Origin of the sequence: Tessaracoccus rhinocerotis (assembly GCF_007197885.1) — a bacterium.
Classification (GTDB): domain Bacteria; phylum Actinomycetota; class Actinomycetes; order Propionibacteriales; family Propionibacteriaceae; genus Arachnia; species Arachnia rhinocerotis.
Genome location: NZ_VKKG01000004.1, coordinates 1 through 26073 on the forward strand (window position 1 = coordinate 1; position 26073 = coordinate 26073).

The 26073-nt window shown below is 67.8% G+C and carries 19 protein-coding genes; 5 read left to right on the forward strand and 14 right to left on the reverse strand.

Annotated features, from left to right (window positions below):
- Nucleotides 1-1490, reverse strand: a 1490-nt coding sequence (locus FOJ82_RS10100; protein WP_143938374.1) for a hypothetical protein, incomplete at its 3' end; no start/stop codon positions are given.
- Nucleotides 1491-2009: 519 nt separating this feature from the next.
- Nucleotides 2010-2240 carry a hypothetical protein gene (locus tag FOJ82_RS16490; RefSeq protein ID WP_221933112.1) on the reverse strand — a complete coding sequence of 77 codons (231 nt, stop codon included), beginning with the start codon at nt 2238-2240 and terminating at the stop codon, nt 2010-2012.
- Between the two features lie 217 nt (nt 2241-2457).
- On the opposite strand from FOJ82_RS16490, the gene FOJ82_RS10110 reads away from it, so the two are divergent.
- From FOJ82_RS10110 to FOJ82_RS10115, 3 genes are all read left to right on the forward strand, one after another.
- Complete coding sequence (locus FOJ82_RS10110; protein ID WP_143938375.1) at nt 2458-3876, forward strand: serine hydrolase domain-containing protein; 1419 nt, start codon at nt 2458-2460, stop codon at nt 3874-3876.
- Between the two features lie 96 nt (nt 3877-3972).
- Nucleotides 3973-4110, forward strand: coding sequence for a hypothetical protein (locus tag FOJ82_RS16230; RefSeq protein ID WP_185975726.1), 138 nt, complete (start codon nt 3973-3975; stop codon nt 4108-4110).
- A gap of 91 nt (nt 4111-4201) precedes the next feature.
- On the forward strand, nt 4202-4834 hold the full coding sequence (locus FOJ82_RS10115; protein WP_143938376.1) for a cysteine hydrolase family protein: 633 nt from the start codon (nt 4202-4204) through the stop codon (nt 4832-4834).
- 50 nt (nt 4835-4884) lie between these two features.
- On the opposite strand, the gene FOJ82_RS10120 is transcribed toward FOJ82_RS10115, so the two are convergent.
- The 3 genes from FOJ82_RS10120 to FOJ82_RS10130 all read right to left on the reverse strand — a co-directional run bounded on the left by FOJ82_RS10120 (nt 4885) and on the right by FOJ82_RS10130 (nt 8356).
- Nucleotides 4885-5814: a carbohydrate ABC transporter permease gene (locus FOJ82_RS10120; protein ID WP_143938377.1), complete on the reverse strand. Its 930-nt coding sequence runs from the start codon at nt 5812-5814 to the stop codon at nt 4885-4887.
- On the reverse strand, nt 5811-6923 hold the full coding sequence (locus FOJ82_RS10125) for a carbohydrate ABC transporter permease (RefSeq protein WP_143938378.1): 1113 nt from the start codon (nt 6921-6923) through the stop codon (nt 5811-5813). Before FOJ82_RS10125 ends, FOJ82_RS10120 begins: the two co-directional genes overlap by 4 nt.
- A 116-nt stretch (nt 6924-7039) precedes the next feature.
- Nucleotides 7040-8356: an ABC transporter substrate-binding protein gene (locus tag FOJ82_RS10130; protein ID WP_143938379.1), complete on the reverse strand. Its 1317-nt coding sequence runs from the start codon at nt 8354-8356 to the stop codon at nt 7040-7042.
- 316 nt (nt 8357-8672) lie between these two features.
- On the opposite strand from FOJ82_RS10130, the gene FOJ82_RS10135 reads away from it, so the two are divergent.
- Together FOJ82_RS10135 and FOJ82_RS10140 are read left to right on the forward strand one after the other, a co-directional pair.
- The gene (locus tag FOJ82_RS10135; RefSeq protein ID WP_221933113.1) at nt 8673-9680 is read left to right on the forward strand and encodes a LacI family DNA-binding transcriptional regulator; all 1008 of its coding nucleotides are present in this window, start codon (nt 8673-8675) and stop codon (nt 9678-9680) included.
- Between the two features lie 176 nt (nt 9681-9856).
- Entirely contained in the window at nt 9857-11875 is a 2019-nt protein-coding gene (locus tag FOJ82_RS10140) for a right-handed parallel beta-helix repeat-containing protein (protein WP_143938381.1), read from the forward strand.
- A 45-nt stretch (nt 11876-11920) separates the two neighbouring features.
- Here FOJ82_RS10140 and FOJ82_RS10145 read toward each other — a convergent pair whose 3' ends face one another.
- From FOJ82_RS10145 to FOJ82_RS10185, 9 genes are all read right to left on the reverse strand, one after another.
- On the reverse strand, nt 11921-12700 hold the full coding sequence (locus FOJ82_RS10145; protein ID WP_143938382.1) for an HAD-IA family hydrolase: 780 nt from the start codon (nt 12698-12700) through the stop codon (nt 11921-11923).
- A 273-nt stretch (nt 12701-12973) separates the two neighbouring features.
- Nucleotides 12974-15241 carry a glycoside hydrolase family 3 N-terminal domain-containing protein gene (locus tag FOJ82_RS10150; protein WP_221933114.1) on the reverse strand — a complete coding sequence of 756 codons (2268 nt, stop codon included), beginning with the start codon at nt 15239-15241 and terminating at the stop codon, nt 12974-12976.
- Between the two features lie 55 nt (nt 15242-15296).
- On the reverse strand, nt 15297-16289 hold the full coding sequence (locus FOJ82_RS10155) for a LacI family DNA-binding transcriptional regulator (RefSeq protein ID WP_221933115.1): 993 nt from the start codon (nt 16287-16289) through the stop codon (nt 15297-15299).
- Nucleotides 16290-16316: 27 nt separating this feature from the next.
- Nucleotides 16317-17723 (reverse strand): MFS transporter, encoded by a 1407-nt coding sequence (locus FOJ82_RS10160; protein ID WP_143938384.1) that lies wholly within the window; start codon nt 17721-17723, stop codon nt 16317-16319.
- A gap of 35 nt (nt 17724-17758) precedes the next feature.
- On the reverse strand, nt 17759-20257 hold the full coding sequence (locus FOJ82_RS10165) for an alpha-L-rhamnosidase (RefSeq protein ID WP_143938385.1): 2499 nt from the start codon (nt 20255-20257) through the stop codon (nt 17759-17761).
- 231 nt (nt 20258-20488) lie between these two features.
- Entirely contained in the window at nt 20489-22417 is a 1929-nt protein-coding gene (locus FOJ82_RS10170) for an ABC transporter ATP-binding protein (RefSeq protein ID WP_143938386.1), read from the reverse strand.
- Nucleotides 22410-24263, reverse strand: a complete 1854-nt coding sequence (locus FOJ82_RS10175) for an ABC transporter transmembrane domain-containing protein (RefSeq protein ID WP_143938387.1) — start codon at nt 24261-24263, stop codon at nt 22410-22412. The genes FOJ82_RS10170 and FOJ82_RS10175 overlap by 8 nt, the downstream gene beginning before the upstream one ends.
- A 697-nt stretch (nt 24264-24960) precedes the next feature.
- A complete protein-coding gene (locus FOJ82_RS10180) occupies nt 24961-25569 on the reverse strand; it encodes a CueP family metal-binding protein (protein ID WP_143938388.1) in 609 nt (202 codons plus the stop codon).
- A gap of 82 nt (nt 25570-25651) precedes the next feature.
- Nucleotides 25652-26065 (reverse strand): hypothetical protein, encoded by a 414-nt coding sequence (locus FOJ82_RS10185; RefSeq protein ID WP_143938389.1) that lies wholly within the window; start codon nt 26063-26065, stop codon nt 25652-25654.
- Between the last annotated feature and the right edge of the window lie 8 nt (nt 26066-26073).

A 26073-nucleotide genomic window follows, 5' to 3' on the forward strand; every position in this document is an offset into this window, starting at 1 on the left:
GTGACGGTGCCCTGGTAGATGCCGTCTTGGGCGGTACCCGAGATGCGGGTCATCTCACCAAAGCCAAGCGTTTGGGTGGTGTCGTCAGAAGACAGGATCAGGGTGGGTGCCGCGGCGCCGGTGGCGTCGGTTACTCGGGCAGTGACGACTACTTCTTGGGGGCCGTCCGCGACGTCGATGGCGGTGGGTGTGTAGTCGAACTCTTGCAGCACCGGTGCCGCGGTATCGGTGGGAGGGCTTACGAACGTGCCTACGGTGAAGTCGAGGCTGTCTGGTGCAAGTCTGGGATCGTGGATTTGGCCTGGGCCTGCGAAGTAGGTAGTGCGGCCCGTCGTGTCGGTCACGGATAGGGCCTCTAGTGAGTACTGTCCGGAGGGCCAGCTATCCGGTTCCGATAACGTCCATTTGATTGAGCCGGAATAGTGGTCTCCCGATTTAGTCCAGGAGTAGATGCCTCCGGAGTGCCTTCCGCCGGTGGGTGTGGTCCACGAGATGTACATGCTTGAGATCGGGACATCACTTTGGAAAGTCACTGATACGGAAAGGGTCTCGTCGAGTTCGAGTTGTCCATCGGTGGGAGACAACACCGCCTCAACCAACGACGGAGGTGCCGGGGGTGCGATGCTGTTGGTTACGGTGAAGTCGAGGCTGTCTGGTGCAAGTCTGGGATCGTGGATTTGGCCTGGGCCTGCGAAGTAGGTAGTGCGGCCCGTCGTGTCGGTCACGGATAGGGCCTCTAGTGAGTACTGTCCGGAGGGCCAGCTATCCGGTTCCGATAACGTCCATTTGATTGAGCCGGAATAGTGGTCTCCCGATTTAGTCCAGGAGTAGATGCCTCCGGAGTGCCTTCCGCCGGTGGGTGTGGTCCACGAGATGTACATGCTTGAGATCGGGACATCACTTTGGAAAGTCACTGATGCGGAAAGGGTCTCGTCGAGTTCGAGTTGTCCATCGGTGGGGGACAACACCGCCTCAACCAACGACGGAGGTGCCGGGGGTGCGATGCTGTTGGTTACGGTGAAGTCGAGGCTGTCTGGTGCAAGTCTGGGATCGTGGATTTGGCCTGGGCCTGCGAAGTAGGTAGTGCGGCCCGTCGTGTCGGTCACGGATAGGGCCTCTAGTGAGTACTGTCCGGAGGGCCAGCTATCCGGTTCCGATAACGTCCATTTGATTGAGCCGGAATAGTGGTCTCCCGATTTAGTCCAGGAGTAGATGCCTCCGGAGTGCCTTCCGCCGGTGGGTGTGGTCCACGAGATGTACATGCTTGAGATCGGGACATCACTTTGGAAAGTCACTGATACGGAAAGGGTCTCGTCGAGTTCGAGTTGTCCATCGGTGGGAGACAACACCGCCTCAACCAACGACGGGGCGGGAAGGCCCTCGGCCGCGACGTTAGAGGCGCCGAGAGGGAGCATAATTGCTGCGAATAGCGTGATGGCGACAACGAATCTCTCGCGAATCCGAACCTTCGATACCAGATCGGATACCATCTCAGTTTCCTCCCTCAGGCAACTTCACCATTTGTGGGGGAATCTGTCCCCGCGGGAGAAGACTAGCGTCTTCCACGGCGCCGCGGTCTCATGCTCAGATTTGCGGGTCGGGACTTGGGTGACCTGACTCATGAGCATCTTGCGCGCATGCCATCGGGCGTCGATAGAGTCGGGGAGGTCAGCGGGTACGGGTTGGAGGCGTAGGCGGGTGACCTGTGCCTTGACGCGCCGGGTCTGCGGGCGCACGGTGCAGGATATGAACCATACGGCGTCAATCAAGGTGGCCGATGTCGCCGTCGAGTGGGCCGACGCGACCGTGGTGCCCGAGGGGTGTTCGGACCGTTCGTCTATCCTCGACTGCCGCTTGTCCGCCGACGGGCGTTGGCCATTGCTCAGCGTCGTTGTCCTTAGCTGCGCAACTGAGCCGGGGAAGTGACGTCCATCGGGGCCAAAGGCCAGGGCGCGGGCGCCAACCGCGCTTTGGTGTCGCAGTGTTGAGAGGTCAGCCCTGGTGCCCGATCAGCCAGCGGACCCCGAACCGGTCAACGAGGGTGCCGTCGTGGTCTCGCCATGGGCGCTTCTGCACGGGTCGATGACCTCGCCGCCGTCGGCGAGCGCGTCGAACCAGCGTCGTAGTGTCTCGTGCTCGGCCGTACCGAGCAGCGAGAAGAACATGCCCGCCATGTGCACGGTGTCGTCGCCGGCGCCGGCATCCGCCCCCGCGATCTCGACAGGTCCATCCAGGAGCATGCCGTGCGTGATGGCGTCGGCCGGGCCGTCGGTGCGCCCCGCCTGCTCGTAAGTGACCAGCCTCGCCCTTCCGCCAAAGACGGATGCATAGAACTCGAACGCCTCGGCAGCTTGTCCTGGGAGCAGTAGGTAAGGGATCAGTCCATCCCTGTGAGTTTAGGCCGAGGGCTCGACGAACAGCTGCCTGTGAAGGTCGATCGCGGGCTAGTGTGACCGCATGGCAATGTCACCCAGTTCGCCTTCCGCCGAAGGAGTCGACGCACGAGGGCTGCTGCGTCTGTTGGACGCCCTCGAGACTCCCGGGCACGGCTTGCACTCCCTGATGGTTGCGCGCCACGGAAAAGTGATCGCGGAGGGCTGGTGGTCCCCCTACGAGCGTGGACGGGTGCATCTGGGGTACTCGTTGAGCAAGAGTTTCACCTCGACGGTGCTGGGTCACCTTGTGGGTGAGGGTGTCATCTCGCTGGATGCGCCGGTGTGGTCCTACCTGAGGGACCTCGGCTCGGTCCCGGAGCGGTGGCGCCGAGTGACGGTGCGTCACTGCATCTCGATGACAGTGGGACACAGCGAGGACGCGTGGGTCTGGCGCGGGGACGACGAGCCGCCGCGGTCGGATGACGACGGTGACGACGAGCTCCTCTCCTTGATCCTTGAGCGCGAACCCGACGGCGAACCGGGCGAGGTCTGGGCCTACAACCAGGTGGGAACCTACCTGGTTGCGCAGGCTATTGCCGCGGCCACGGGGGAGCCGGTCTCGGCGCACGTGCGCCGGCTGTTGTTGGACCCGTTCGGTGGCGCCCCGGCCAAGGCCCAACGCACCCACCAGGGACGCGACCTGGGGTTCAGCGGACTGCACGTCACCACGCCGTCGATCCTGGCGCTGGCCCAGACCTGGCTGGATGGCGGCGTCTGGGAGGGCAGGCGGATCGTGCCCGCCGACTATGCTGCGGAAGCACCCCTCCCCACAACGGTTTCCAAGGTTGGTGACGCCGGGGACTGGGAACGAGGGTACGGCTACTCCTTCTGGAACCAGCGCCACGGCTACCGTGGCGACGGCGCCTTCGGCCAGTTCGCCGTCGTACTGCCGGAGCACGACGCGGTGGTGGCCATCACATCCGAGACCGTTGACATGGCATCCGTGCTGGACCTGCTCTGGGAGCACCTCATCCCAGCGATGGATGGCACCACGTCCGACCCCGGTGCCGACGCCGAACTCGCCGACCGGCTGGCCAAGCTCCAGCATGTTCCCCTTGGTGGGTCGGAACGCAGGTCCTCACTCACGCTCCCGCTGACCGCGTCGTCGCAGCTTCCCCCGGCATTCGCTGAGGTGACGCTTGAGCCCTCCGATGACGGCCATGTCATGACGCTGGCGCACCCGGATGGCGGTCTGGTCACGCGGATCGGTGACGGGCGATGGGTCGAGTCGAACTGGCTCGCGCCGGGTGGGTTGGAGGTTGTCGTCGCCGCCAGTGGGGCCTGGCGGGACGGCTGCTTCGACGCCGAACTCCGCCTGGCCGAGACCCCACACACGATTCTGGTGCACCTTGACCCGGGTACTGGTTCGGCACGGCTCGTATGGCGTCACATTCCGCTCACCGGCCCCCACCCGTTGAAGACTGCAGCCCACCCCTTCTGACCCTCCGGGTTGGTTTCGGCTGGTGCCGCTGGGGTCGACGATGCGTCTGCTCGTCGGCGCGATCTCGAAATTCAGATAGTCAGATAGCGTCGGTGCATGCGCAACGTCACTGCCACGGAGTCTTCCCGGCGGTTTTCCGAACTCCTGGACGCCGTCGAGCGCGGGGACGACGGCGAGGTCCGGCCCGTCGTCGAGGCGGTCATCCGTGGGCTGGTGCTGCCAACTGCTGGGTAATCGGGCTGCACGAAATCCCTTGTCGCCCACCGGGCCTTGGTGTTGACTGAGGCCATGCGCCAACGAGGGCGCGCAGAGGGAAGGGGACCCAATGGCCAACGACAAGACCGCACTGCTCCTGATCGAGTACCAGAACGATTTCACCACCAGCGGCGGCGCCCTCCACGGCGCGGTGGAGGCCAACATGGCGGAGACGAACATGCTCGCCAACTCCACGGAGGTGGTGCAGGCCGCCCGCGACGCTGGCGCGACGATCATCCACATCCCGATCAGCTTCAAGGAGGGCTACCGGGAGATCACCAACCACCCCTACGGCATCCTCTCGGGCGTGGTCGACTCCAACGCCTTCGTGGCCGGGAGCTGGGGTGCCGAGATCACTGACGAGATGAAGCCCGCCGAGGAGGACATCATCGTCGAGGGCAAGCGTGGCCTCGACGCCTTCGGCAGCACCAACCTGGACTTCATCCTGCGCAGCAAGGGGATCGACCGGATCGCGATCGGCGGCTTCCTGACCAACTGCTGCGTCGAGTCCACCATGCGCAGCGCCTACGAGCGCGGCTACGACGTCGTGACCCTCACCGACTGCGTCGGCGCCACCAGCAACGAGGAGCACGCCAACGCCATCAAGTACGACTACCCGATGTTCTCCCGCCCCATGACGGGACAGGAGTTCGTGCAGGAGCTGTCCGGCGCGGAGGTGGCTGACGCCAGCCGCGGGTACTGACGCCACCCTGCCTCCCAGCACGCAGCCGCTGTCGCCGACGCCGGGAGCCGTCAGCCCTTGACGGCTCCGGCCATGACGCCCGTGACCAGCTGCTTTCCCGCGAAGACGAACGCCACGAGCAGGGGTGCGGCCACGAGGAACACACCCGTCATCACCAGACCGGTGTCGGTGGTGAAGGCTCCCCGTAGCTGGGGGATGACCAGGGGCATGGTGAGCTTCGAGCGCATGACCACGGACGGCCAGAAGTAGCTGTTCCAGGACCCCACGAAGGTGAACAGACCGAGGGTGGCGGCGGCTGGCCGTGCGGCTGGCATCGCGATCGACCAGAAGGTGCGGAACATGGAGGCGCCGTCGACACGTGCTGCTTCGACCAGTTCGAACGGCAGCGCCTCCTCGAGGTACTGCGTCATCCAGAAGACGCCGAACGCACCGACGAGCGCCGGGATGGTCAGGGCCCGCAGGGTGTCGATCCACCCGAACTCGCTCATCATGATGAACATGGGGATGGTGCCGATCTGGGCGGGGATGGCAAGGGTGGCGATCACTGTGACGTAGAGCGCACGGCGGCCCTTGAACGTCAGTTTCGCGAAGCTGAAGCCCGCCAGCGTGGAGAAGAACACCGTCGCGGCTGTCACCACCACCGCAACGAACAGGGAGTTGAGGAACGCCTCCACGAAGCTGAACTGCGAGGCGCCGAGGACCTCGAACATGTTCTGGATGAGCGTCGGGGTCGGGAGCCAGTGCGGCAGCGTCCCGACCGCCCTCGCGACCTCCTGCGTCGTCGAGGACCCGTACATCGCCGAGGCGTACAGGGGGAAGATGGAGAGCAGGAGCACCACGCTCAGGATCCCGTAGCTGGCCCAGCCCGGAGCCTGGCCCGTGGAGTTGTGCTGCCGGATCGGGCGGCCCTTCGCGGCGCGCCTCCGGGCGTAGTTCGCCGCGCCGCGCCCTGCAGTGTTCTCGATGAACGGAGTGCTCACTGGTTGCCTCCTTGCTTGGATTCGCTGGTCGACGCCGCCACCTTCTGGGGTTTCCGAGCATGGGCGGCGGATCCTTGGGCAGCCCCTGCCCGGAGTTCGGCGAGTGCAGCCTGGTAGCGGGCCCGGGACCCCTTGGACGTCTTGGCGCCGGAGGACGAGATCGAGCGCGTGAAGAAGAAGTTGATGATCGAGACCACGCAGATGATGAGGGCGAAGATCCAGCCCACCGCTGCGGCCTGGCCCAGTCGGTCCTGCCACTCCCCGAAGCCGAGGTTGAACAGGTAGAGCACGATCGTCGTCCACTGGTTGTCGGCGCCGCCCTTACCGCCACCGGTGCCGCTGCCGTCGAACATGCGGGCCTCGTCGAAGATCTGCAGGCCGCCGATGGTCATCGTCAGGACCACGAAGATCATGGTGGGCCGGATGTTCGGGATCGTCACGGAAAAGAACTGCCGGGACCGACTCGCGCCGTCCACGGTGGCCGCCTCGTACAGTTCCCGGGGGACGGCCTGCATGGCGGCGAGGAAGATCAGCGCGTTGTAGCCGGTCCACCGGAAGACCACCATCGAGCCGATCGCGATGTGCGAAAGCAGGCGGTCCTGGAAGAACGGCGAGTCGAGATCGGTCAGCAGGCCCATCTCGTGGAGGTTGGGCACGAGGAGCCCGAACTGTCCGAAGACCTGCCCGAAGATCATCGCCGTGGCCACCGGCATCACCACGAACGGGATCAGGACTCCCATGCGCCAGAAGGTCTTGGCGCGGAGGTTCTGGTCCAGGATCGCAGCGATAAGCAGCGCCAGCACCAGCTGGGGGACACCTCCCCAGAAGAAGATCGAGAACGTGTTCTCCAGGGAGCGCCAGAACAGCGGCTGTTGCAGGACCCAGGTGAAGTTGTCGATGCCGACGAAGTCGCCCATCCCGGCGCGACGGTGCCAGTCGTGGAGCGCGACGACGATGTTGAACAGGAGCGGGAACACCCCGAAGATCGCGAAGAGGATGAAGAACGGCGAGATGTACAGATAGGGGGCGACCTTGACGTCCCACCTGGATACCCTCTGTCCCCACCCCACGCGTCGCGGTACGCGCGCTGAGTCGGTGCTTGCTGCCATGTCGCAGGCCCTCCGGAGTCTTGTTTGTTGCGTGGTTCAGGTCAGGCCAGTGACCCCGACGGGGCCACGGGCGGGCGCCCCCCTGCTCCCGGGGTCGGGGGCAGGGGGGCCAGCCATCACCTGACGGTGTCGAAGCCGAGGGCCTCGAAGTTCTTGACCACCGAGGCCCATGCCTCGTCGGCGGTTGCGGAATCGGACTCCACGAGGCGGATGCCGTCGGTCACCAGCGTCTGGATGCCGGCGAAGTTCTCACCGCGGAACCCACCGGCGGCGGAGTCGCCGGCAGCAGCTGCGAGTTCGCCGTAGATCTTGCCGACCTGCTGGTCACCGAAGAATGCGTTCTCGGTGTCGGAGATCTCGGGGCTCTCCATGGCCTCGAGCTGCGACGGGAACTGCCCGGTGGTGTTGAACCAGGACACGGCGGCCTCGGGGGTGGTGAGGTAGTCGGCCAGCTTCACGGCCCATTCGGTGTTCTCGCCCGTTGCCGGGACGGAGAAGAAGGAGCCGCCCCAGTTGCCGCCACCTTCGGGGAACGTGCCCGCGATGCGCCAGCCGGGGATGCCGTCGGCGTTGTCGGCGATGATTCCGGACATCCACGCGGGCGTGACCACAGTGGCCCACTGCTCGTTCTGGAAGCCTGCGCCCCAGTCGTTGTGTCCGATGGCGATACCTGCCGAGATGTCGTCCTCGGCGGCCTCGGCGAACATCATGAACAGGTCCTTGACCTCGGTGTTGTCCGCAAGGTTGTAGGGCTGGCCGGACTCCGGGTCCTCGAACGCGGCGGGCAGGAGGTTGATGGCGGCCTGGAAGCCGTTGGTGAGGGAGTCGATGAAGTAGTTGTCGTTGGCCGCGACGTACTCGCGCCCGGCGTCGAGGAACGTCTGCCAGGTGGCCGAGTCCCCACCGATGAACTCACCGAACGATTCCGGGTCGGTGGCCAGGCCGGAACCTGAGAGCATCTCCTCGTTGAAGGCGATGGCCAGCGGGCCGATGTCCGTGCCGTAACCGGTGATCTTGCCGTCGACGGATCCCTGCTTCACCTTCCACTCGACCCAGCGGCCGGGAACCTCGGGCAGCTCGACCCAGTCCTCGGGCACTGCCATCATCTCCGTCCACCAGTCGAGCTCGATCAGGTGCACGTCCGAGAGGCCCGCACCGTCGGCGCCGAGGCCGTTGCGCAGCACTTCCTGGGCGGCGGCGCCGTCAGCGAACGAGTTCACGACCACCTCGATGCCGTGCTCCTCCTGGAAGGCGTCCAGAACGTCCTGGGGGAAGTCCATCCAGGCCGCGACAGTGAGCTGATCCGGCTTGTTGGCATCGTTGGCCTCGCCACCACCGCCGTCGTCCGACCCTCCGCCTCCACAGGCGGTGAGCGCGAGTGCTGACACCGCAGTGAGCACGACAGCCTTCGACAACTTCGTCTTGATCCTCATGGTCCGGTTCCTTTCGTGTCCATGGATCCAATGTCTGTCCTGCACGCAGGGGTGCAGGGTCTCGGTCACTGGGGAGTGGAGCGGAGCATGTCCACCCTGGACTGCGCCTCGTTCACGGCCTCGGTGCCGAAATACTTTCCGAAAAACTTGCGGGACGGGTTTAGTTTAGAGGAGGAACCAAAAGGTGTCCAGCCCCTCATGGATTCTCTTCACCAGTGTGATTCGGGCTGCTATCTTGGAGATTCAACGAAAAGTTTTCGTCCCTAGGGGGAGTGTGTCCAGTCCGCAGCGCCAGAAGCGTCCCACCCTGGCTGACGTGTCCACCGCCACAGGCGTTTCGCAGGCGACCGTCTCGAAGGCCCTCAATGGGCGCGGCGACGTCTCGCCCGAGACCCGTGAGCGCATCCTGGGTGCCGCGGCGCAGCTGGGGTACCGCCCGACGACGGGGCCGGCGCGCGACGACTCGCGCCAGTCCGTGGTCGTCGTCTTCGACGTCCCCGCCTCGCCGTACATCCTCGGCGTCTTCCAGGGTGTCCTGGCTGCGAGCACCGAGTCCGGGGTCGACCTGGTGACTCGGTTGGCGCCCGACCGGGCAGCGCGCACCCAGCGCCCGGTGGCGAACGAGTGGATCGCCGACCAGCAGGCCGCCGGCGTCGCCGGGGTGATCGGTCTGACCCTCTCGGCGCCTGGTGAACTGATCAGCGCGGCAGCGGAGGCCAACGTGCCGTTCGTGATCGTCGACCCCGTGGACGCGCAACACCGCCCCGTGGTCAGTATCGGGTCGAGCAACTGGGCCGGTGCGCGCGCTGCCGCCGAGGACCTCATCGGGCTGGGGCACCGACGCATTGCCTGGATCGGTGGCCCGGAGACCTCCGACGCCGCCCGTGACCGCCTCTACGGCTACCAGGCAGCGATGGATGCGGCCGGCCTCTCCGTCGACCCGTCGCTGATCCGATCCGGCCAGTTCACGGTGGAGAGCGGTATGCAGCAGGCGCGTGAAGTCCTCGGCTCGACGCAGCCGCCGACGGCCATCATGGCCGCGAGCGACGAGATCGCCGTCGGGGTGCTGGCAGCTGCCCACGAGTTGCACATCCAGGTCCCGGAGCAGCTCAGCGTCACTGGTTTCGACGACACCCCACAGGCAACTTGGACCACGCCGCCGTTGACAACCGTCCACCAGCACCTCGAGGGACTCGGGCGGATGGCGGTGGAGACGATCCTGTCCATGGCGGCCGGACGCAGCCCCGCTTCGCGGCACATCGAGTTGGCCACCTCGCTGATCCGGCGGGAGAGCACGGGCCCCGCCCCTGCGAGCCAGTCCTGACCACCGCCCCGAGACGGCAACCCTGAACGTCCCCTGTTGCCACACTGGTCGGCACTGCTAGTATCCGCCTCAAGCTTTTCGTTAAGAATCACGAAAAACTTTCGAACGAGCGGACGTGCCAGCACGGGCTGACGGCGCGATTTGTCTCGACTCAACAAGGAGCAAGCAGGGATTCCATGGAGATTCACGTCGCGAAGGATGGGGACGACGCCGCCGCGGGTTCGGCCTCGGCGCCACTGCTGACCATCAACCGAGCTGCAGCGTTGGCGCTGCCCGGGGACGTCGTCGTGGTCCACGAGGGCACGTACCGCGAGTGGGTCAAACCGCCCCATGGCGGACTCGACGCCAACCGGCGGATCGTGTTCCGCGCCGCGGACGGCGAGCGAGTCGTCATCAAGGGTTCCGAGGTGGCCGACGACTGGCGCGAGGTGGCACCGGGGGTCTGGGCGACGTCGGTCCCCAACCACGTCTTCGGTGACTTCAACCCGTACCTGGAGGAACTCGGCGGCGACTGGTTCATCAGGCCCAACCAACCGGGGGAGCGCCTCCACCTCGGAGAGGTGTACCTCGACGGTGTGGCCCTTCGTGAAGTGACGTCGCTGGACGAGGTCCGGGAGCCTGCGGCCGTCGATCCTGTGGTGGACGACTGGACGGGGCTGCCCCACGAGAGTAGCTCCGACGCCCGGGACACGAGCCTGGTCTGGCACTGCGCCGTGGACTCGGCAGTGACCACGCTGCACGTGAACCTGGGCGGCAGGAACCCGGCGGAGCACCTACTGGAGTTCAACGTCCGCCGCTCCGTGTTCTACCCGGTCAACAACCACGTCGACCACATCACCGTCAGTGGATTCGAGATGGCCCATGCCGCCACCCCGTGGGCCCCGCCGACCGCGGACCAGCCGGGAATGCTCGGGCCCAACTGGTCCAGGGGCTGGATCATCGAGGACAACATCCTCCACGACAGCAAGTGCTCGGCGATCTCCCTCGGCAAGGAGATCCGCAGCGGCCACAACTACGCCGTGAAGCGCAAGGACAAGCCGGGCTACCAGTACCAACTGGAGTCAGTCTTCACCGCGACCGACCTCGGCTGGTCCAAGGAGCGAGTCGGTAGCCACGTCGTGCGCAACAACGTCATCTTCGACTGCGGCCAGACCGGCATCGTCGGCCACCTCGGCTGCGCCTTCTCCACCATCAGCGGCAACCACATCCACAACATCGCCACACGGCGGGAGTTCTACGGCCACGAGCTGGGCGGCATCAAGCTGCACGCGCCCATCGACGTCGTGATCTCGGACAACCACATCCACGACTGCGTCTCGGCCATCTGGCTCGACTGGCAGACCCAGGGCACGCGCGTGACCCGCAACGTGTTCCACTCGAATGCCCGCGACCTGTTCATCGAGGTCAGCCACGGCCCCTACGTCGTAGACCACAACGTGTTCGGCTCGAAGGCCGCGCTGGAGAACTTCAGCCAGGGCGGCGCCTACGTCAACAACCTGGTCCTCGGATCGGTCCGGCTCGAACCCGTTCCAGACCGGCCCACCCCGTACCACCTGCCGCACAGCACCAAGATGGCCGGCTACGTCGGCATCTTCGGCGGCGACGACCGGATCATCGGCAACGTGTTCGCCGGCGACTCATCCGCGCAGCCGTATTCCGCGCGGACGGTCTCGACGGCCTCGAGGGTCGGGTTCGGCACGGACGTCTACGACGACGCGCCGTCGACCTTCGACGAGTACCTCGTGGAGGTCGGGAAGGGCTGGGGTGACCAGCAGCGGTTCGTGGAGGTCATGCAGCCCGTCACGGTGGCCCAGAACCTCTATCTCCCCGGAAACACTCCTTGCCGTCGCGAGGACGGGGCGCACACCCTGGCGGAGGGGGAGATTCGCCTACTCACGGATGAGGACGGCTCCGTTGATCTCGAGTTCCGGCTACCCACATCGTTCGTTCTCCCCGCTCACGCCGTCGTGCGTGGCTCCCAGCTGGGTCGAGTGCGAGTGGCGGACACGGCGTTCGACTCTCCCGACGGGAGTGATCTCGTGCTCGACACCGACCTGCTGGGCAACCAGCTCAGCGAGGATCTCGACCACCCCGTCGGGCCCCTGGCCTCACTGGCCCCCGGGACCCAGGTCGTTCGCATCTGGCCGTTGCCGACCACGAACCTGCCCGAGCGGCGGGGGACTCGCGCCGACTGACCGCGTCCGGCGCACACAGCTCGCTGGCCGCGGACAGTCCCGCGGTCAGGTGTGGCCGTGGCCGTGGCGGTGCAGGATGTTTCGCAGATCTCTCAGTTCCACGTGGCGGCCGGCCAGGTCGCCGTACTCGTCGCCGTCGGGGATGGGGTCCTCCGGGTCGCCGAGGTGGGGCAGTACCCGCGCGCAGCCGGTGAAGTCCTGCCCGATCGTGTACGCGCTGGGGGTGGCGACGGTTGCGAGCCCGGCAGAGATGGCGGCCTGGCAGCCGCGGGCGCTGTCCTCGATGACGATGCACTGCTCCGGGTCCAGCTGTAGCTCTCCGATGACCTTCAGGTAGATGTCCGGGGCAGGCTTCTTGTGCGCGACGATGTCGCCGGCGAACACGTGGCACTTCCCGGCGAGCTCCTCTCCGGCGACGCTCTCCAGCACCGCCCGGACGGAGGACTCGGTCGCCGTCGAGGCGATCGCCACCGTCCAGCCGTCGGCGACCGCGTCCGCGATGAGGCGTCGAACACCCGGCCGGGGACGCAGTTCGCCACTCCTTACCCGCTCCTGGAACAGCAGGGACTTGCGCAGGTGCAACTGCTCGAGCAGTCGCTGCCTCGCACGCCGGCCGGGGTGCCCGTGGTCCGTGCAGATCTCGGTGGAGAGGTCACCGGCCATGCGCTCCTTGCCGCCGCCGATCTTCAGCTTCTCGGCATAGACCTCCTCCGACCAGTACACCGGCAGACCGAACTCCCGGAAGGCCTGGTTGAACGCGGGCAGGTGGCCGTGCTGCTCCGTCTCGGCGAGCACGCCGTCGCAGTCGAAGATCAGCGCATCCATGGCGCGGGTCCTCGGTGCGTGGTGGCTTCTGTCGCGTGCCGAGTGACCGCCGTGGCGGGCGCGGCTCTGCGCTCGACCTCGGCGGTGGCGGGTCGCTCCACCGGTGGCAGCATGATGCCAGTCTAGGGATGTCCAAACTCACCAGCGGGGGATGCGGATTCTCGCTCTCGAACTGATCGAGGTCGTCGGTCCGGGCCAACACTGGTTACCGGGAGCAAGGCCGAGGTCGAGGGTGATTCCTCTCACGCGAAGCCATGAAGCCAGCGGCGGTGGTCATGCTGTCACCGTGACCGTGGCGGTCAGTTCCGCGGTCGAATCACCGCCGACCCACACGTCGAGGACCGTCGCGTCTTGGATCCAGTCACGCGTGACTGCACTCCAGTAGCGCAGCTGCTCGGGGCCAAGCTCGAGCGTGACCTGTCGGGACTCCCCAGGGCCGAGGTGCAGGCGCTGGAAGCCCTTAAGCGCACGGACGGGGCGGCTCGAGGTGCCGTGGCGCTGGTGGATGTAGAGCTGGACCACTTCGTCGGATGTCGACTCGCCGGTGTTGGTGACGGTGAACCGGACCTCGCCCGTCTCCCCGACGCCGAGGTTCTCGGGAACCTCGAGGTCGCCGTACTCGAAGGAGGAGTAGCTCAGGCCGTGCCCGAACGGGTAGAGCGGTGTGCTCGGTTCGTCCCAGTAGCGCTTGTCCTGGTCCTGCGGGGCGAACGTGCGGTGGTGGGCGTAATGGATCGGGACGTGCCCGACGTGGCGGGGCCAGGTGAAGGGCAGGCGGCCGGCGGGGGAGACGTCGCCGAAGAGGACGCGGGCCACGGCCTCGCCGCCCCGGGTTCCCGGGTACCAGACCTGGACGATGGCCTCGACGTTGTGTTGCGCCCAGCGCAGGTCGACGGGACGCCCGGTCATCACCACGGCGACGGTGGGGGTGCCGGTGGCGTGGATCGCCTTGAGGAGTTCGATCTGGTCCTCGGGCAGGTCCAGCGTGGACACCGACGCGTTCTCGCCGATCATGTTCTGCGGCTGCCCCAGCACCACGACGGCGACGTCGCACGTCTTGGCGGTCTCGACGGCGCGGGCCCGTTCGGTGGCTGCGTCGAAGTCCGCCGGGGTGGCGGGCAGCGGGGTGGTTTCCTGCTGGTCGAAGATCGACGGGGACAGGCGCTGCGGCACCGCGGTTGCCGGTACGAACTCGACCTCGACGTCGCCTGCGCGGGCGCGGAGTCCCGCCAGGATGGTGACGGTCTCGTCCAGGTCGTGTGCGAAGACCCAGGGCCCAAGGGTGTCGCGCCGGGAATCGGCGAGGTGGCCGAAGACGCCGATCCGCTGGCCACCATCGGCCAGGGGCAGGACACCGGAGTTCTTCAAAAGCACGGTGGCCCGTTCCGCGGCTGTGCGGCTCGCCTCGCGGTGGTCGTCGCGTCCCAGGACGGGGGGCGCCTGCTCCTCGTCGGCCCAGGGGTTCTCGAACAGTCCCATGCGGAACTTGGCCGTCAGGACCCGATGCACCGCCTGGTCCAAGGCGTCCTTGGTGACCAGCCCCTGCTCGAGCGCGGAGGGGAGGTTTGCGTACGCGGGTTCGAACATGCACATCTCCATGTCGAGCCCGGCGCCCAAGGCGCGGGCCCCCGCGTCGGTGAGGTCCTTCGCGAAGTGCTGGGTCTCGAGCGAGCGGACGGCGTTGGCGTCGCTGACCACCCAGCCGTCGAAGCCGTACTGGTCGCGCAGCACGTCGGTCAGCAACCACCTGTTGCCGCTGGCCGGGACCCCGTTGAGGTCCATGTAGGCACTCATGACGTTCCCGGCGCCAGCATCGATGGCCGCCCTGAACGGCGGCAGGTAGACGTTATGGAGCTCGGCATCGGAGATGTCGGCGTCGTCGTAGTCGCGGCCGCCCGCGCTGGCGCCGTAGCCGGCGAAGTGCTTGGGGCCGGCGATCAGGCTCTCCCGGCCGAGGTCGCCCTGGAACCCCCGCACCTGCGCTGCCGCCATGGCGGATCCCAGGCACGGGTCCTCGCCGGCACCTTCGAAGATGCGGCCCCAGCGTCCATCGCGGGTGATGTCCACCATCGGCGCGAAAGTCCAGTGGATGCCGGCGGCGCGGGCCTCCCGCGCCGCCACGGACTGGGCGTCCTCCGCCAGCTGTGGATCCCAGCTGGCAGCGATCCCGATCGGTGCGGGGAAGATGGTTCGGAAACCGTGGATCACGTCGTAGCCGAAGATCAAGGGGATCCCCAATGGTGTCTCGTCCATCGCGATCCGCTGCATCTGATTGGCCACGGCGGCGTCCTTCACGAACAACAGGGAGCCGGCCCGGCCGTCGCGGACCGCCTGCCGCACCATCGCGGGCTGCTCGACGAAGGCGCGGTGCTCCGGGGGCAACGACTCAAGGTCGAAGTCGTCCGGGACCGCTGTGAAGCTGCCGAAGTAGAAGAACTGCGTCAGCTGGCCGGCCTTCTCCTCCGCGGACATGCGGTGCAACAGGTCATTCACCCGGTCCTCGACGGGTAGCGCAGGATCTCGGTAGGCCATCTCATGCATTGGAGGTTCTCCGGTTCGATTGGGGAAAGGGGAGGGGTGGGTTGGTTCGGTGTGACTAGCTGGACTCGCGGGGCACGAGGGTGGCCCGGAACTCGACCTCGGTGAGGTCGTGGGAGTTGCGCCCCTGGAGTTCCCCGAGCGCCAGCGAAGCGAGGTATCGACCCATGCCCTTGTAGTCCATGCGGATGCTGGTGAGGCTGGGGAAGTACAGCTGCGCGATCGGGGAGTCGTCGTGGCCGACGATCGCCAACGAGTCCGGCACTCCGACCCCCAGCCGCAGCGCTGTGCCTGCGACGAGGGCCGCGACGTCGTCGTTGTACGCGACTACGCCGTCGACACCACTGCTCACCCATTCCCGGATGATCTGCTCGGCGTTGTCGAGGTTGAGGTCGGCGCCAGCTACCAGGCCGCTGCCCAGGAGTTGGCGGTGGGTGGCGTCGGCGAGTCGTCGTCGCTCCCCGACCAGGTCGGCCAAGCGGGGATCGGGGGAGCCGGCGAACGCCAACCGCCGCCGGCCCCGCTCCACCAGGTGCTCCACCAAGTACTGCGGTCCCAGTGCGTAGCCGAGCTGCCCCATGGTGGGTGGTCCCTGGTGCACGACGCGCCGGACTCCGCAGGCGCGCATCGAGGCCAGTTGCTCGTCGGTGTAGTCGGTGAGGCTCATGACGACGTCGGGGTCGAGCGTCTCCCACAACGGTCTGGCTCTGCTGCCCGGGTGCTCGGTGAAGGTGACCAGGGAGTACCCGGCCTCCTCGAGCGCCAGGGAGGTCTCGTCCAGATGTGCCCGCATGCTGTGATCCAAGGGCCAGTCCGGCAGGAGGAGAAGGACGATCCGGCTGCTGCCGCTGGCGAGTGCCTGGGCGGCCCGGTTCGGCTGATACCCCAGGCTGCTCGCCGTCTCCAGCACCTTGCGCTTCGTGGCCTCCGAGATGCTCTGGCCGGGGGTGTCGTTGAGGACGTAGCCGACGGTGGCGCGGGAGATGCCGAGAGCGCGGGCGACGTCAGCGGCCGTCACGCGTTTGAGCGGGCTGGGCATTGTCTCCTCCATGTGGCGAACTCCTCAATCGTAGGGCGGTCAGACCTGCGCGGTTCGCTGCGCCTCGGCGGCGGTGGCACGTTCGTCGAGTTCCTTCACAATCTGCGGGTACTTGGCGTCGAGGTCGTAGAAGTGGAGCAGGACGTACATGCCGAGGAGGACGAGTCCCGGCACCCAGATGGAGACGGCGAGGATGCTCGCGATCGCTGAGTCCGGCTGGGCGGCGGCGGTGCCGTCGTAGGCCCCGAGGGCTAGGATCCAACCCACTCCGGCAGCCCCGAGACCCGTACCGACCTTGATGCCGAAGCTGTTCGCCGCGTTCGCCATGCCCACCAGTCTCCGACCCTGCTTCCACTCGCCGTAGGTGATGGTGTTGGTCACCAGCACGCCGCCGATGGCCATCATCGGGATGGTGGCGAAGGTGACCAGGGAACCGAAGATGAGCAGCGCCCACAGGTCGTAGGGGAACACGACGCGGACCAGACTGGCGGCGATGCCGATCAGGAGGCCGATGCGGACCGTTGCGGTGGCGCCGAAGCGCTTGACCATGGGGGCGATGAGGACAAAGCCGACCACCACCGGGACCAGGCCCACGGCGCCCAGGACAGCCATCAGGTTCTCGTCGCCGAGGATCCACTTCACGTAGTAGATGCTGGAGCCGGCGGCGAGTCCGTAGACGATGTTGACCAAGCTCATCACCCCCAGCATGATCACCCAGTACTTGTTGCGGAACAGCAGCCCCAGGCCCTCGAGGAAGGGAACGCGCTGCTGCGCCTCCTCGGGGGCGTCGGCGTTGCGCTCCGGATTGGCGAGGAATGCCACGACCAATCCGATCGCGCCCACTGCGCCGATGGCGACGGCAAAGATGACCCACGCCCGCTGGTCACCGCCGAGTGCGTTGGTGATGGGGATGTAGCCGATGACGATGACCATGCCAAGCAGGTAGCCGAACACGGCCCTGATGACGCCCATCTTCGACCGCTCCTCGGTGCTGCGGGTGGTGTAGAACAGCATGCTGCCGAAGGGGATCGCCACCGCGGTGTAGACGATCGCTGTAGCGAAGGTGTTGGTCGCCAAGGCATAGGCGAACTTCGAACCGTCGCTGCCTACGGCCGGGACCGTGAACATGAGGACGACGGCGAGGAAGGTGGGGCCCGCCATCCACAACAGCCACGGCCGGGCCCGTCCCCACCTCGAGCGCGTACGATCCATGACCCAGCCCATGGCGAGGTCTGTGAACGCGTCGAGGAATCGTGCAGCGAACATGACGGTGCCGGCAGCGGCTGCCGCGATCCCAACCTTGTCCGTGTAGAAGTAGACTAGGATGCCCACCATTCCGGTGAGCGCGTTGAGGCCCAGCTGCGCGGCGCCGTCGCCCAGATAATTGTGGAATCGCATCGTCTTCTGGATGCCTTGTGTGTCGAGTCCCAGTGGCTTCTTTGCCATGGCTTTTCCTTTGCTTTCGGTGTGGTGTTGTGAGTTCAGGAGGCGTGGTCGGGGAGGGCGAGGGTGGCCTCGAGATCGGACCGGAATGAGTCGGTGGCGCCCGGCACGAAGTCGAGCATCGTGTTCAGCGATATCGCGCGGGCCTGTGGATCATTACCGTCGATGGGGATGCCCGGGAGGTGGACGCTGAAGACTCTGGTCAGCGCCTGCCATGTTTTCGAGTCGGCAACGAGTTCGGACAGTGGGGTGTCCATCGTGAACTCGGGGCGGTCGCCGTGACCGGCCGGCAGGTCATAGGTCCAGCTGTGCCTGCCGGGCCCGACGACGAACGTCGGCTCCTGGCTGAACGGCAGCACCACGTCGGCCTGGGCTCCTGTGGGGACGGTCACTTCAACGGTCATCGAGCCCGATTCGATTCGCCACCCGGCCTCGGCGCGCCCGAGCACGGTGTCGTGGGTGGCCTTCGCGTGGGTCAGGCCGCCGCCCGGCTGCGGTGCGATCCTGAGCCGGCGCCAACCGGGTTCTGCCGCCGCGAGCCCGGCCACGGTCTCGTAGAGCCAAGAGACGACGCTTCCCAACGCGTAGTGGTTCAGCGACGTCATGCCGTGGTCGTTCAGCTCGCCGTCGGGGGTGATGGCGTCCCAGCGCTCCCAGATCGTGGTCGCTCCCATCCTGATCGGGTACAGGAACGACGGGCAGCGAGTTTCCATGAGGAGGTCCCAGGCCGTCTCCAACTGACCGGCCAGGGTGAGTGCAGACAGCATGAACGGGGTTCCGGCGAAACCGGTGGAGATGGTGTTGCCGGCCGCGCGGGTCAGGTCGGCGAGCCGTTCCCCGGCCTTCGAGACCTGGTCATCCTCGAGCAGTCCGAACGTGATGGCCAGCGCGTAGGCCGTGGCCGACTCGCCTGTGACCCTGCCCGAGGGCGTCACGTGCTCCCTGCGGAAGGCCTCACGGACGCGGGTGGCGAGCTCCGTGAACTCGGTGGCGTCGTCGTCCTTGCCCAGCAATTGCGCGGTCTCCGCCATCTGCCGGGCGGTGCGGGCGAGGAACGCGGTGGCGACGAGGTGGCGGTCGGTCTTGCCTCCGGCGGGGTTGTCCTGGGGCGCGTCCGGGTCCAGCCAGTCGCCGAACTGGAAGCCGGTGCTCCACAGGCCCGCGTCGTCGAGGAGTGCGGCGACGCTGCGGGTGAAGGTGACCATGGAGTCGTAGGACTGCTCCAGCACTGCTCTGTCCCCGTACTCGTCGTACAGGACGCCGGGGAGGTTCACCGCCACGTCGCTCCACAGTGCGGTGGGTGACGAAGGTGCGCTGCTGACGTCGGGCACCACCCATGGGACGAAGCCGGCTGCCGCCTGCTCGGCCCGGACGTCCATCAGCCAGGTCCCGAGGAAGTCGTGAACGTCGTGGAGGAGCACCGCGGTGGGCGCGAACGCGTTGATGTCGCCCGTCCAGCCCATGCGCTCGTCGCGCTGCGGGCAGTCAGTGGGGACGCCGACGAAGTTGCCCCGCATTGACCACACGGCGTTCTCGTGCAGCTGGTCCAGTTCGGCGCTGGAGGACTCGAACCACCCCGCGCGTCGCATCCCGGAGTGCACCACCACGGCGACGACGTCGTCAGGCGAGAGTCCGCCGTTGAGACCCGAGATCTCGGCGTAGCGGAAGCCGTGGAACGTGAACCGCGGCTCGAACGTGGCCTCCCCCGGGCCGGCGACGACGAACGTGTCGGTCGCCTTCGCGGTGCGGAGGGTTCGAAGGTCCAGCTCTTCCTTCGTGAGGAGTTCTGAGTGCCGCATGACGATCCGCTGGCCGGGATCCTCGGCCCTGACGGTGAGCCGCAGCCACCCGGTCAGCACCTGACCGAAGTCGACGATGAACCTCCCGTCGCCCTTGTCTGTGATCTCCCGGGGAGTGAGTTCCTCGGTGCGCGTTATGGGCGCGGTAGTGGGTTCTGTCAGGGCGTCGGTATCCCAATCGAAGCGGATCGCGGGGGACCAGTCGCCCTCGGTGGGTCCGGCGTTGGCCCAGCCGCTCGGTTCGAGCGTGGCGTCGTAGGTCTCGCCGTCGTAGATGCTGTTGGCGCGCACGCCGCCGGTGCCTGTGCTGAAGGTCTCGTCGGTGCCGATGACCTCGGTGCGGTCGCCGTAGTCGAGCTCGAGTTCGAGCAGCACAGCTGGCTGGTCCGACCAGTGGTGTGACTTGCCCTCCCAGCCGATCCGGCCCACCGCCCATCCCTGCCCGACGATCGCGCCGACGGCGTTGGCCCCTACCTGCACCAGATCCGTCACGTCGTGCGTGCTCAGTACCAGGCGGTGCCGGTACGAGGACCAGCCCGGCGCGAGCACCTCGTTGCCGACCCGCCGCCCGTTCAGGTGGGCTTCCAGCAGCCCGATCGCAGTGCTGCGGAGCGTGGCGCTCCGCAAGCCCTCGGCGACCTGGAACTCACGCCGCACGTACAGGGCGGGATGCTCCGGGGCCCCGCACGGGCTTTCGGAAGTTATGAAGTGAGCTCTCACCTCGGCGGCTGAAGACATCTGGTCGACTCCTTCGTCTCACGGCTACTTGCGCGCGCAAGTAGCTTCGCAGAGTCCATCCAGATGTGCAAGGGCCAGTTGTGCGCGTGGGGGTCTCGACACGGGCGCTGGGCGGCATACTCGACCATCGGGGTGGTTGTTCTCCGTTGCTCGAGAGCGGGGTGGTGTTCTCCGTTGGTCGAGTAGCGCCGCGAGGGACGGGCGGTCCGTGTCGAGACCTCAGCCCGCTCCTCAGTCGCGCCAGGTGCGCCACAGGTGGGCGTACTGGCCGTCGAGTTCGAGGAGCTCGTGGTGGTCACCGAGCTCGACGATGCGGCCACCGTCGACGACGGCGATCCGGTCGGCGTCGTGCGCGGTGTGCAGCCGGTGGGCGATGGCGATCACCGCGCGACCCTCCAGCAGCGCGGCCATCGACCCCTCCAGGTGTCGGGCGGACGAGGGGTCGATCAGCGACGTCGCCTCGTCCAGCACCAGGGTGTGGGGGTCGGCGATGATCAGCCGTGCGAGCGCCACCTGCTGCGCCTGCGCGGGCGTGAGCGTGGCCTTGCCGTGCCCGAGCTCGGCATCCAGCCCCCCGGGAAGCTTGGAGACCCAGCCCCACGCGCCGACGGTGACCAGCGCCTGCTGCACCTCGGCGTCGGAGGCGCTGGTCTCGCGCGCCAGCACGACGTTGTCGCGCACGGTGCCGACGAACACGTGGTGCTCCTGCGTCACCAGGGCCACCTCGGTCCGCAGCCGGTCCAGCGGCAGGTCCATGACGTCGACGCCGCCGACGGTCACGTCACCGACGCGAGGCCGGTTGATGCCGGCCACGAGCCGACCGAGCGTCGACTTGCCCGAACCCGACGGCCCGACGATGGCGAGCCGCTCGCCCGGGCGCAGGTCGACGTCGACGCCGTGCAGCACGTCCACGCCGTCGCGGTAGCCGAAGCGCAGGCCGTTGCCGGTGAGCTTCACGCCCTCCGGCTCGGCCTCGCCCGGGGTCCTGTCGTCCTCGAGCTGGGCCACGCCGATCAGGCGCGCCGTCGCCACGATCCCCAGCTGCAGGTGGTCCAGGACCGCGATCACACGGTCGAGGGGGCCCTGCAGCTGCGAGACGTAGAGGGCGGCCGTCGTGATCTGCCCGATGCTCACCCAGCCCTGCGAGTGCCCCCACACGCCGAGCAGCACGACTCCGACGAGCGGCAGCTGGAACGAGGAGTCCACCATCGCGAACAGCATGTTGCGCAAGGTCATGGTGTAGCGCTCGGCCTGGGCTGAGAGCTCGGTGTCCTCGTCGAGCTGCGCCACCCGCTGCCGCCCGAGGCCGAGGGCCTCGACGGTGCGCGCACCCTCCACCGTCTCCGTGGTGGTGGAGTTGATGACCGAGTACGACGCCGACTCGGTGATGTAGCCCGCGGTGGCGCGAGAGAGGTAGTAGCGGCCACCGAAGAACATGATCACCGCGGTGCCGAGCATCGGCAGCGTCAGCACCCACGAGTTCACCACCATGGCGGCGATGGTCGCCCCGATCAGCACCACAGAGACGATCAGGTTCGGGAACGCCCAGCGCGCCGCGGCGGCCATTTTGCTGACGTCGGAGGTGATCCGTGTGAGCAGGTCGCCCGACCCGGACGACTCGACGTGCCCGAGCGGGAGCCGCAGCACGATCCGGACCACCTCCTCGCGGGCGGCGGCGAGCAGGTCGTAGCCGAGCACCGCCGAGGCGCGCCTGGCGCCGAACGTCAGCAGCGCCTGCAGCACGATCACGCCGGCGATGATGCCAACCGTGGTGGTCAGACCGGAGCGGCCCAGCGCCCCGGCGGTGACGTCGTCGATCAGCCGACCGAGCAGCAGCGGGGCCACCAGGCCGGCACCGGCCGCCGCGACGTTGAGGCCGATGGCCCAACCGAGGGTGGCCCGACGCGTGTTGAGCAGCCCGCCCAGGAACCCGGCGGCCTGCCCCGACGTCGCCACGGGGAACCCGCGCTCGGGCGCCCGCGCGTCGTCGTAGACGGCCTTCGCCGTCGCGCTCCGCACGCTGTGGCGCCGACGGAACGCGCTGACCCGCCTGCGCGGACCGGCGCCGACCGGCACCTCGAACCCCTCGGGCAGGCGCGACGGCAGCGGCCCCTCGCGCCAGGTGTCGGCGGAGGTGGCTTCCAGGAGTTGTTCACTCATCTGAGTCCTCCATGCCACGTGCGATGACGCGGCGGTAGTCAGGATGGTCGTGCAGGTCGTCGTGGTGGCCGCGTGCCACCTCGCGGCCGTCCACCAGCACCGCGATCTCGTCGCAGCGCCGCAGCAACAGCGGCGAGGCAGTCACGACGACGGTGGTCCGGCCCTCGCGGTACCGGACCAGCCGCTCGGCGATCCGCGCCTCGGTGTGGGCGTCCACCGCGGAGGTGGGCTCCACGAGCACCAGGACGTCGGGGTCGTTGAGCAGCGCCCTGGCCAGGACGATCCGCTGCCGCTGGCCGCCGGACAGGCCGCGGCCCTTCTCGTCGATCCGGCCCTGCCAGCCATCGGCCAGTGAGGCGTAGATGTCCTCGGCGGAGGCCACCTCGAGCGCGCGCTCGGCCTGCTCGCGGGTGTGTGTTCCCCACGGGTCGACGGCGCCCTGCAGCGTGCCGGAGAACAGGATGGCGCCGGTGTGGGACACCACGACGCGGCGGCGCAGGTCGGCGACGTCGAGCTGGGAGTAGTCCACGCCGTCGGCGCTGACACCCCACGGGCGGGCGGCGATCTCCGCGTCCTCCCGGGCGCGACGCTCCCGCTCGGCCAGCCGTTCGCGCCGGGCACGCCGCCTGGCGCGGCCCTTCAGCTCGTCCTCGCCGCTGTTCTCCGGGGCGCCCTCGGGCAGGTAGCGGCCCAGGCGGTCGGCCAGCGCGGCCGACGCGTCGGGGTCCTCCGAGACCACGCCCAGCATCCGGCCGGGCCTGACCGTCACGCCGGAGGCCTCGTCGTGCAGCACCGGAGCCGGGCCGAGCTGCCGCGGAGCCGGGGCCCACGGCGACTCGGCGCCGAGCAGCGTGATGGTCTTGCCCGCCGCCACCAGACCCTGCACCCACTTCTGCGCGAAGTCGAAGAACGTCTGCATCGGCGAGGTCAGGAACACGGCGTAGCCGAAGAAGCTGATCAGCTCGCCCACGCCGAGCGTGCCGTCCAGGAGTTGGAGCGAACCGAGGTGGACCAGCGCAACGAGCAGCAGTCCGGACAGCAGGATGCTGATGGCCTCGACCACCGCCTGCCAGGTGCCGAGCCGCACGCCGAGGGCGCGCACCTTCTGCGACTGGCGCTCGTAGTTGCCGGCGAACGTGCGCTCGCCGCCGACGCCGCGCAGGATCCGCAGCCCCGTGGCGATGTCGCTGGCCAGCGACGTCAGCGTGGAGCTCTCGGTGCGCTCGGCCGACTGCGCCCGGGTCAGCGGACGCAGTACGGGGGTCGAGGCCGTCATCAGCAGCGGCACGGCGATCAGCACGACGGCCCCGAGGCTCGGCGACGTCGTCAGCATGAGCACCGACGCCAGCAGGAAGCTGATGGCCGCGGCGATGACGTGGCCGAACGCGTCGATCGTGGCGCCGAACTGGTCGCTGTCCGACGACGAGACGCTCAGTACCTCGCCGGTCGGGACGCGACGGTTCAGCACGTGGCCGAGGTGGACCGCCTGCCGGGACACGCGACGCTGGATGCCGTAGATGCCGAGCAGCCACATCCGCACGGCGAACGTGTGGAAGCCGATGCCGCCGACCACGCCGACGACGATGACGCCGAGCAGCCCCGCCACCCAGCCGAGGGAGGCCTCGACGCCGCCCGAGACCCCCGCGTCGATGGCGCGGCCGAGGAGCCACGGCGTGAACGCGGCCGGGATCAGCCAAGTGGCTGCGGCAAGGGTCATTGCCGGGACCACCCAGCCGTAGGAGCGGATCAACCAGAACAGGAACCGGCTCGGTGTCCGGACGTCCGGGCGTGAGTCGGCAGGGATTGCGGGCGGGAAGTCGTGGCGCGCGCGATGCGGTGCAAGCATGAAAGGAGGTCCTGACGGACGGCGTCGATCTCGACGCGAACTACGATGGAGGAGTGGGACGCCCGTGGCGTCAGGTGTGGGCTGGGCCCGGCGCGGCTTCGGTCAGCCGGCGAACGTTCGCGGCCGACCGAGGACGACAGTGTTGCTCAACATCTGCGTGCACCTCCTCGGAATCGACAACGTCGTCACGCTAGTCCCGCGGCGCTTTCGTTGTCAAGGTTTTCTTGGGCTGGGGGTCTCGACACGGGCGCTGGGCGCCCTACTCGACCGGCGGTTCCACCCCCGTTGGTCGAGTAGCGCCGTGAGGAACGAGCGGCGCGTGTCGAGACCGCACCGGAGGCGCGCGACTTCCCGCCCGTCCTATCCGTTCGTGCCCGCGCTACAGGACGGGCACGACCGAATACAACAGGCGCGAACCGGCTGGCGCTGGTGGGGCCCGGGGCGGAGGGTCTCGACACGGGCGCAGGGCGCCCTACTCGACCGGCGGTTCCACCCCGTTGGTCGAGTAGCGCCGTGAGGAACGAGCGGCGCGTGTCGAGACCACCCCCTGCTCAGGAGGTCTCGACACGGGCGCTGGGCGCCCTACTCGACCAACGGGTGGGGCGGGTCTCGACACGGGCGCTGGGCGCCCTACTCGACCAACGGGTGGGGCGGGTCTCGACACGGGCGCGGGGCCCTACTCGACCGACGGGACTCCTCAGGCGAGTTGCAGCGTGGTCAGGCAGGTGGGGTCCTCGGGGTCGTCGGTGGAGACGACGGTGCTGGCGGAGAGTCCGTCGGAGGTGACGGTCAGCGTCGCGTCCAGGTCCCGGGGCAGCCACAGTCCGAGGAAGCCGTTGTCGTAGGTGGTCAGGGCCTCGTCGAGGACGGTCTCGCCGGTCTCGTTGTCGGTGACGAGGACCTGCACTGCCGTGTTCTGCAGCTCACCGGTGCAGGTGGTGAGGCTGTGGAAGTAGCAGTCGTGGGTCTGTGACACGTACGGGGCGAACGAGAGGTAGAACCGGTCCTCGGGCATCGGGACGGTCACTTCCTGCGAGGCGTCGGCGAACACCAGTTCGTCTGGCCGGATGGAGACCATCAACTCCTCGGAGCGGTCCGCCCGGGCGGTGGTGTCCAGTTGTTCGATGATCTGTGGGACTTCGAGTCCGGCGAGGTCGTGGGCCGCGAGGAACGCGTCGGCCTCGGCGCCGAGTGACGTGCTCGGCGTCGTGTCCTCGGCGGTGGTTGCATCGGTGGTGGCGCAGCCGGTCAGGGCGATGGTGGCAGCCAGTGCTGCTGCGGCGAGTGCCGCGAAACGGTTGTTCATTGGGTCTTCCTGGTTCTGTTCGAGTGCTGTCGGTGAGGGTCGGGTCCGCGGGCTCCGGCGTGGGAGGCCGCGGGGCCGAGCGTCACGTGCGGCTGATGCACAGGACCAGGAGTGAGGGGCGCGTTCGCTCGGCGATCGCGCCCAGCGCGAGGCGTGGGCCGGAGCGGATGCGCTCGACCAGCCGATGGCGGAAACCGCGCGGCAGGCTGAGCAGGACGACGAACGCCAGCAATGCCATGACGCAGGCCATGGCCATCGCGTGGTCCGGGCGGATGGAGTCGGCGACGACGGGGTCCGCGGCGTGTTGCGCCCCGGCGACGTGCCCGTCGTGCTGCGCGACGGCGTGGGTTGTCGTCGCACCGTGGGAAGCGGAGGCCGCGTTCGAGGTGCACATGGTGAGCAGCCCCATCACGATGGCAATCGCCAGCAGCCCGCCCAGCAGGAGTGGGCGCAGACCTGCCCTGCGCCCACCCCTGCCAACGGAGACTACTGCCACACGACGAA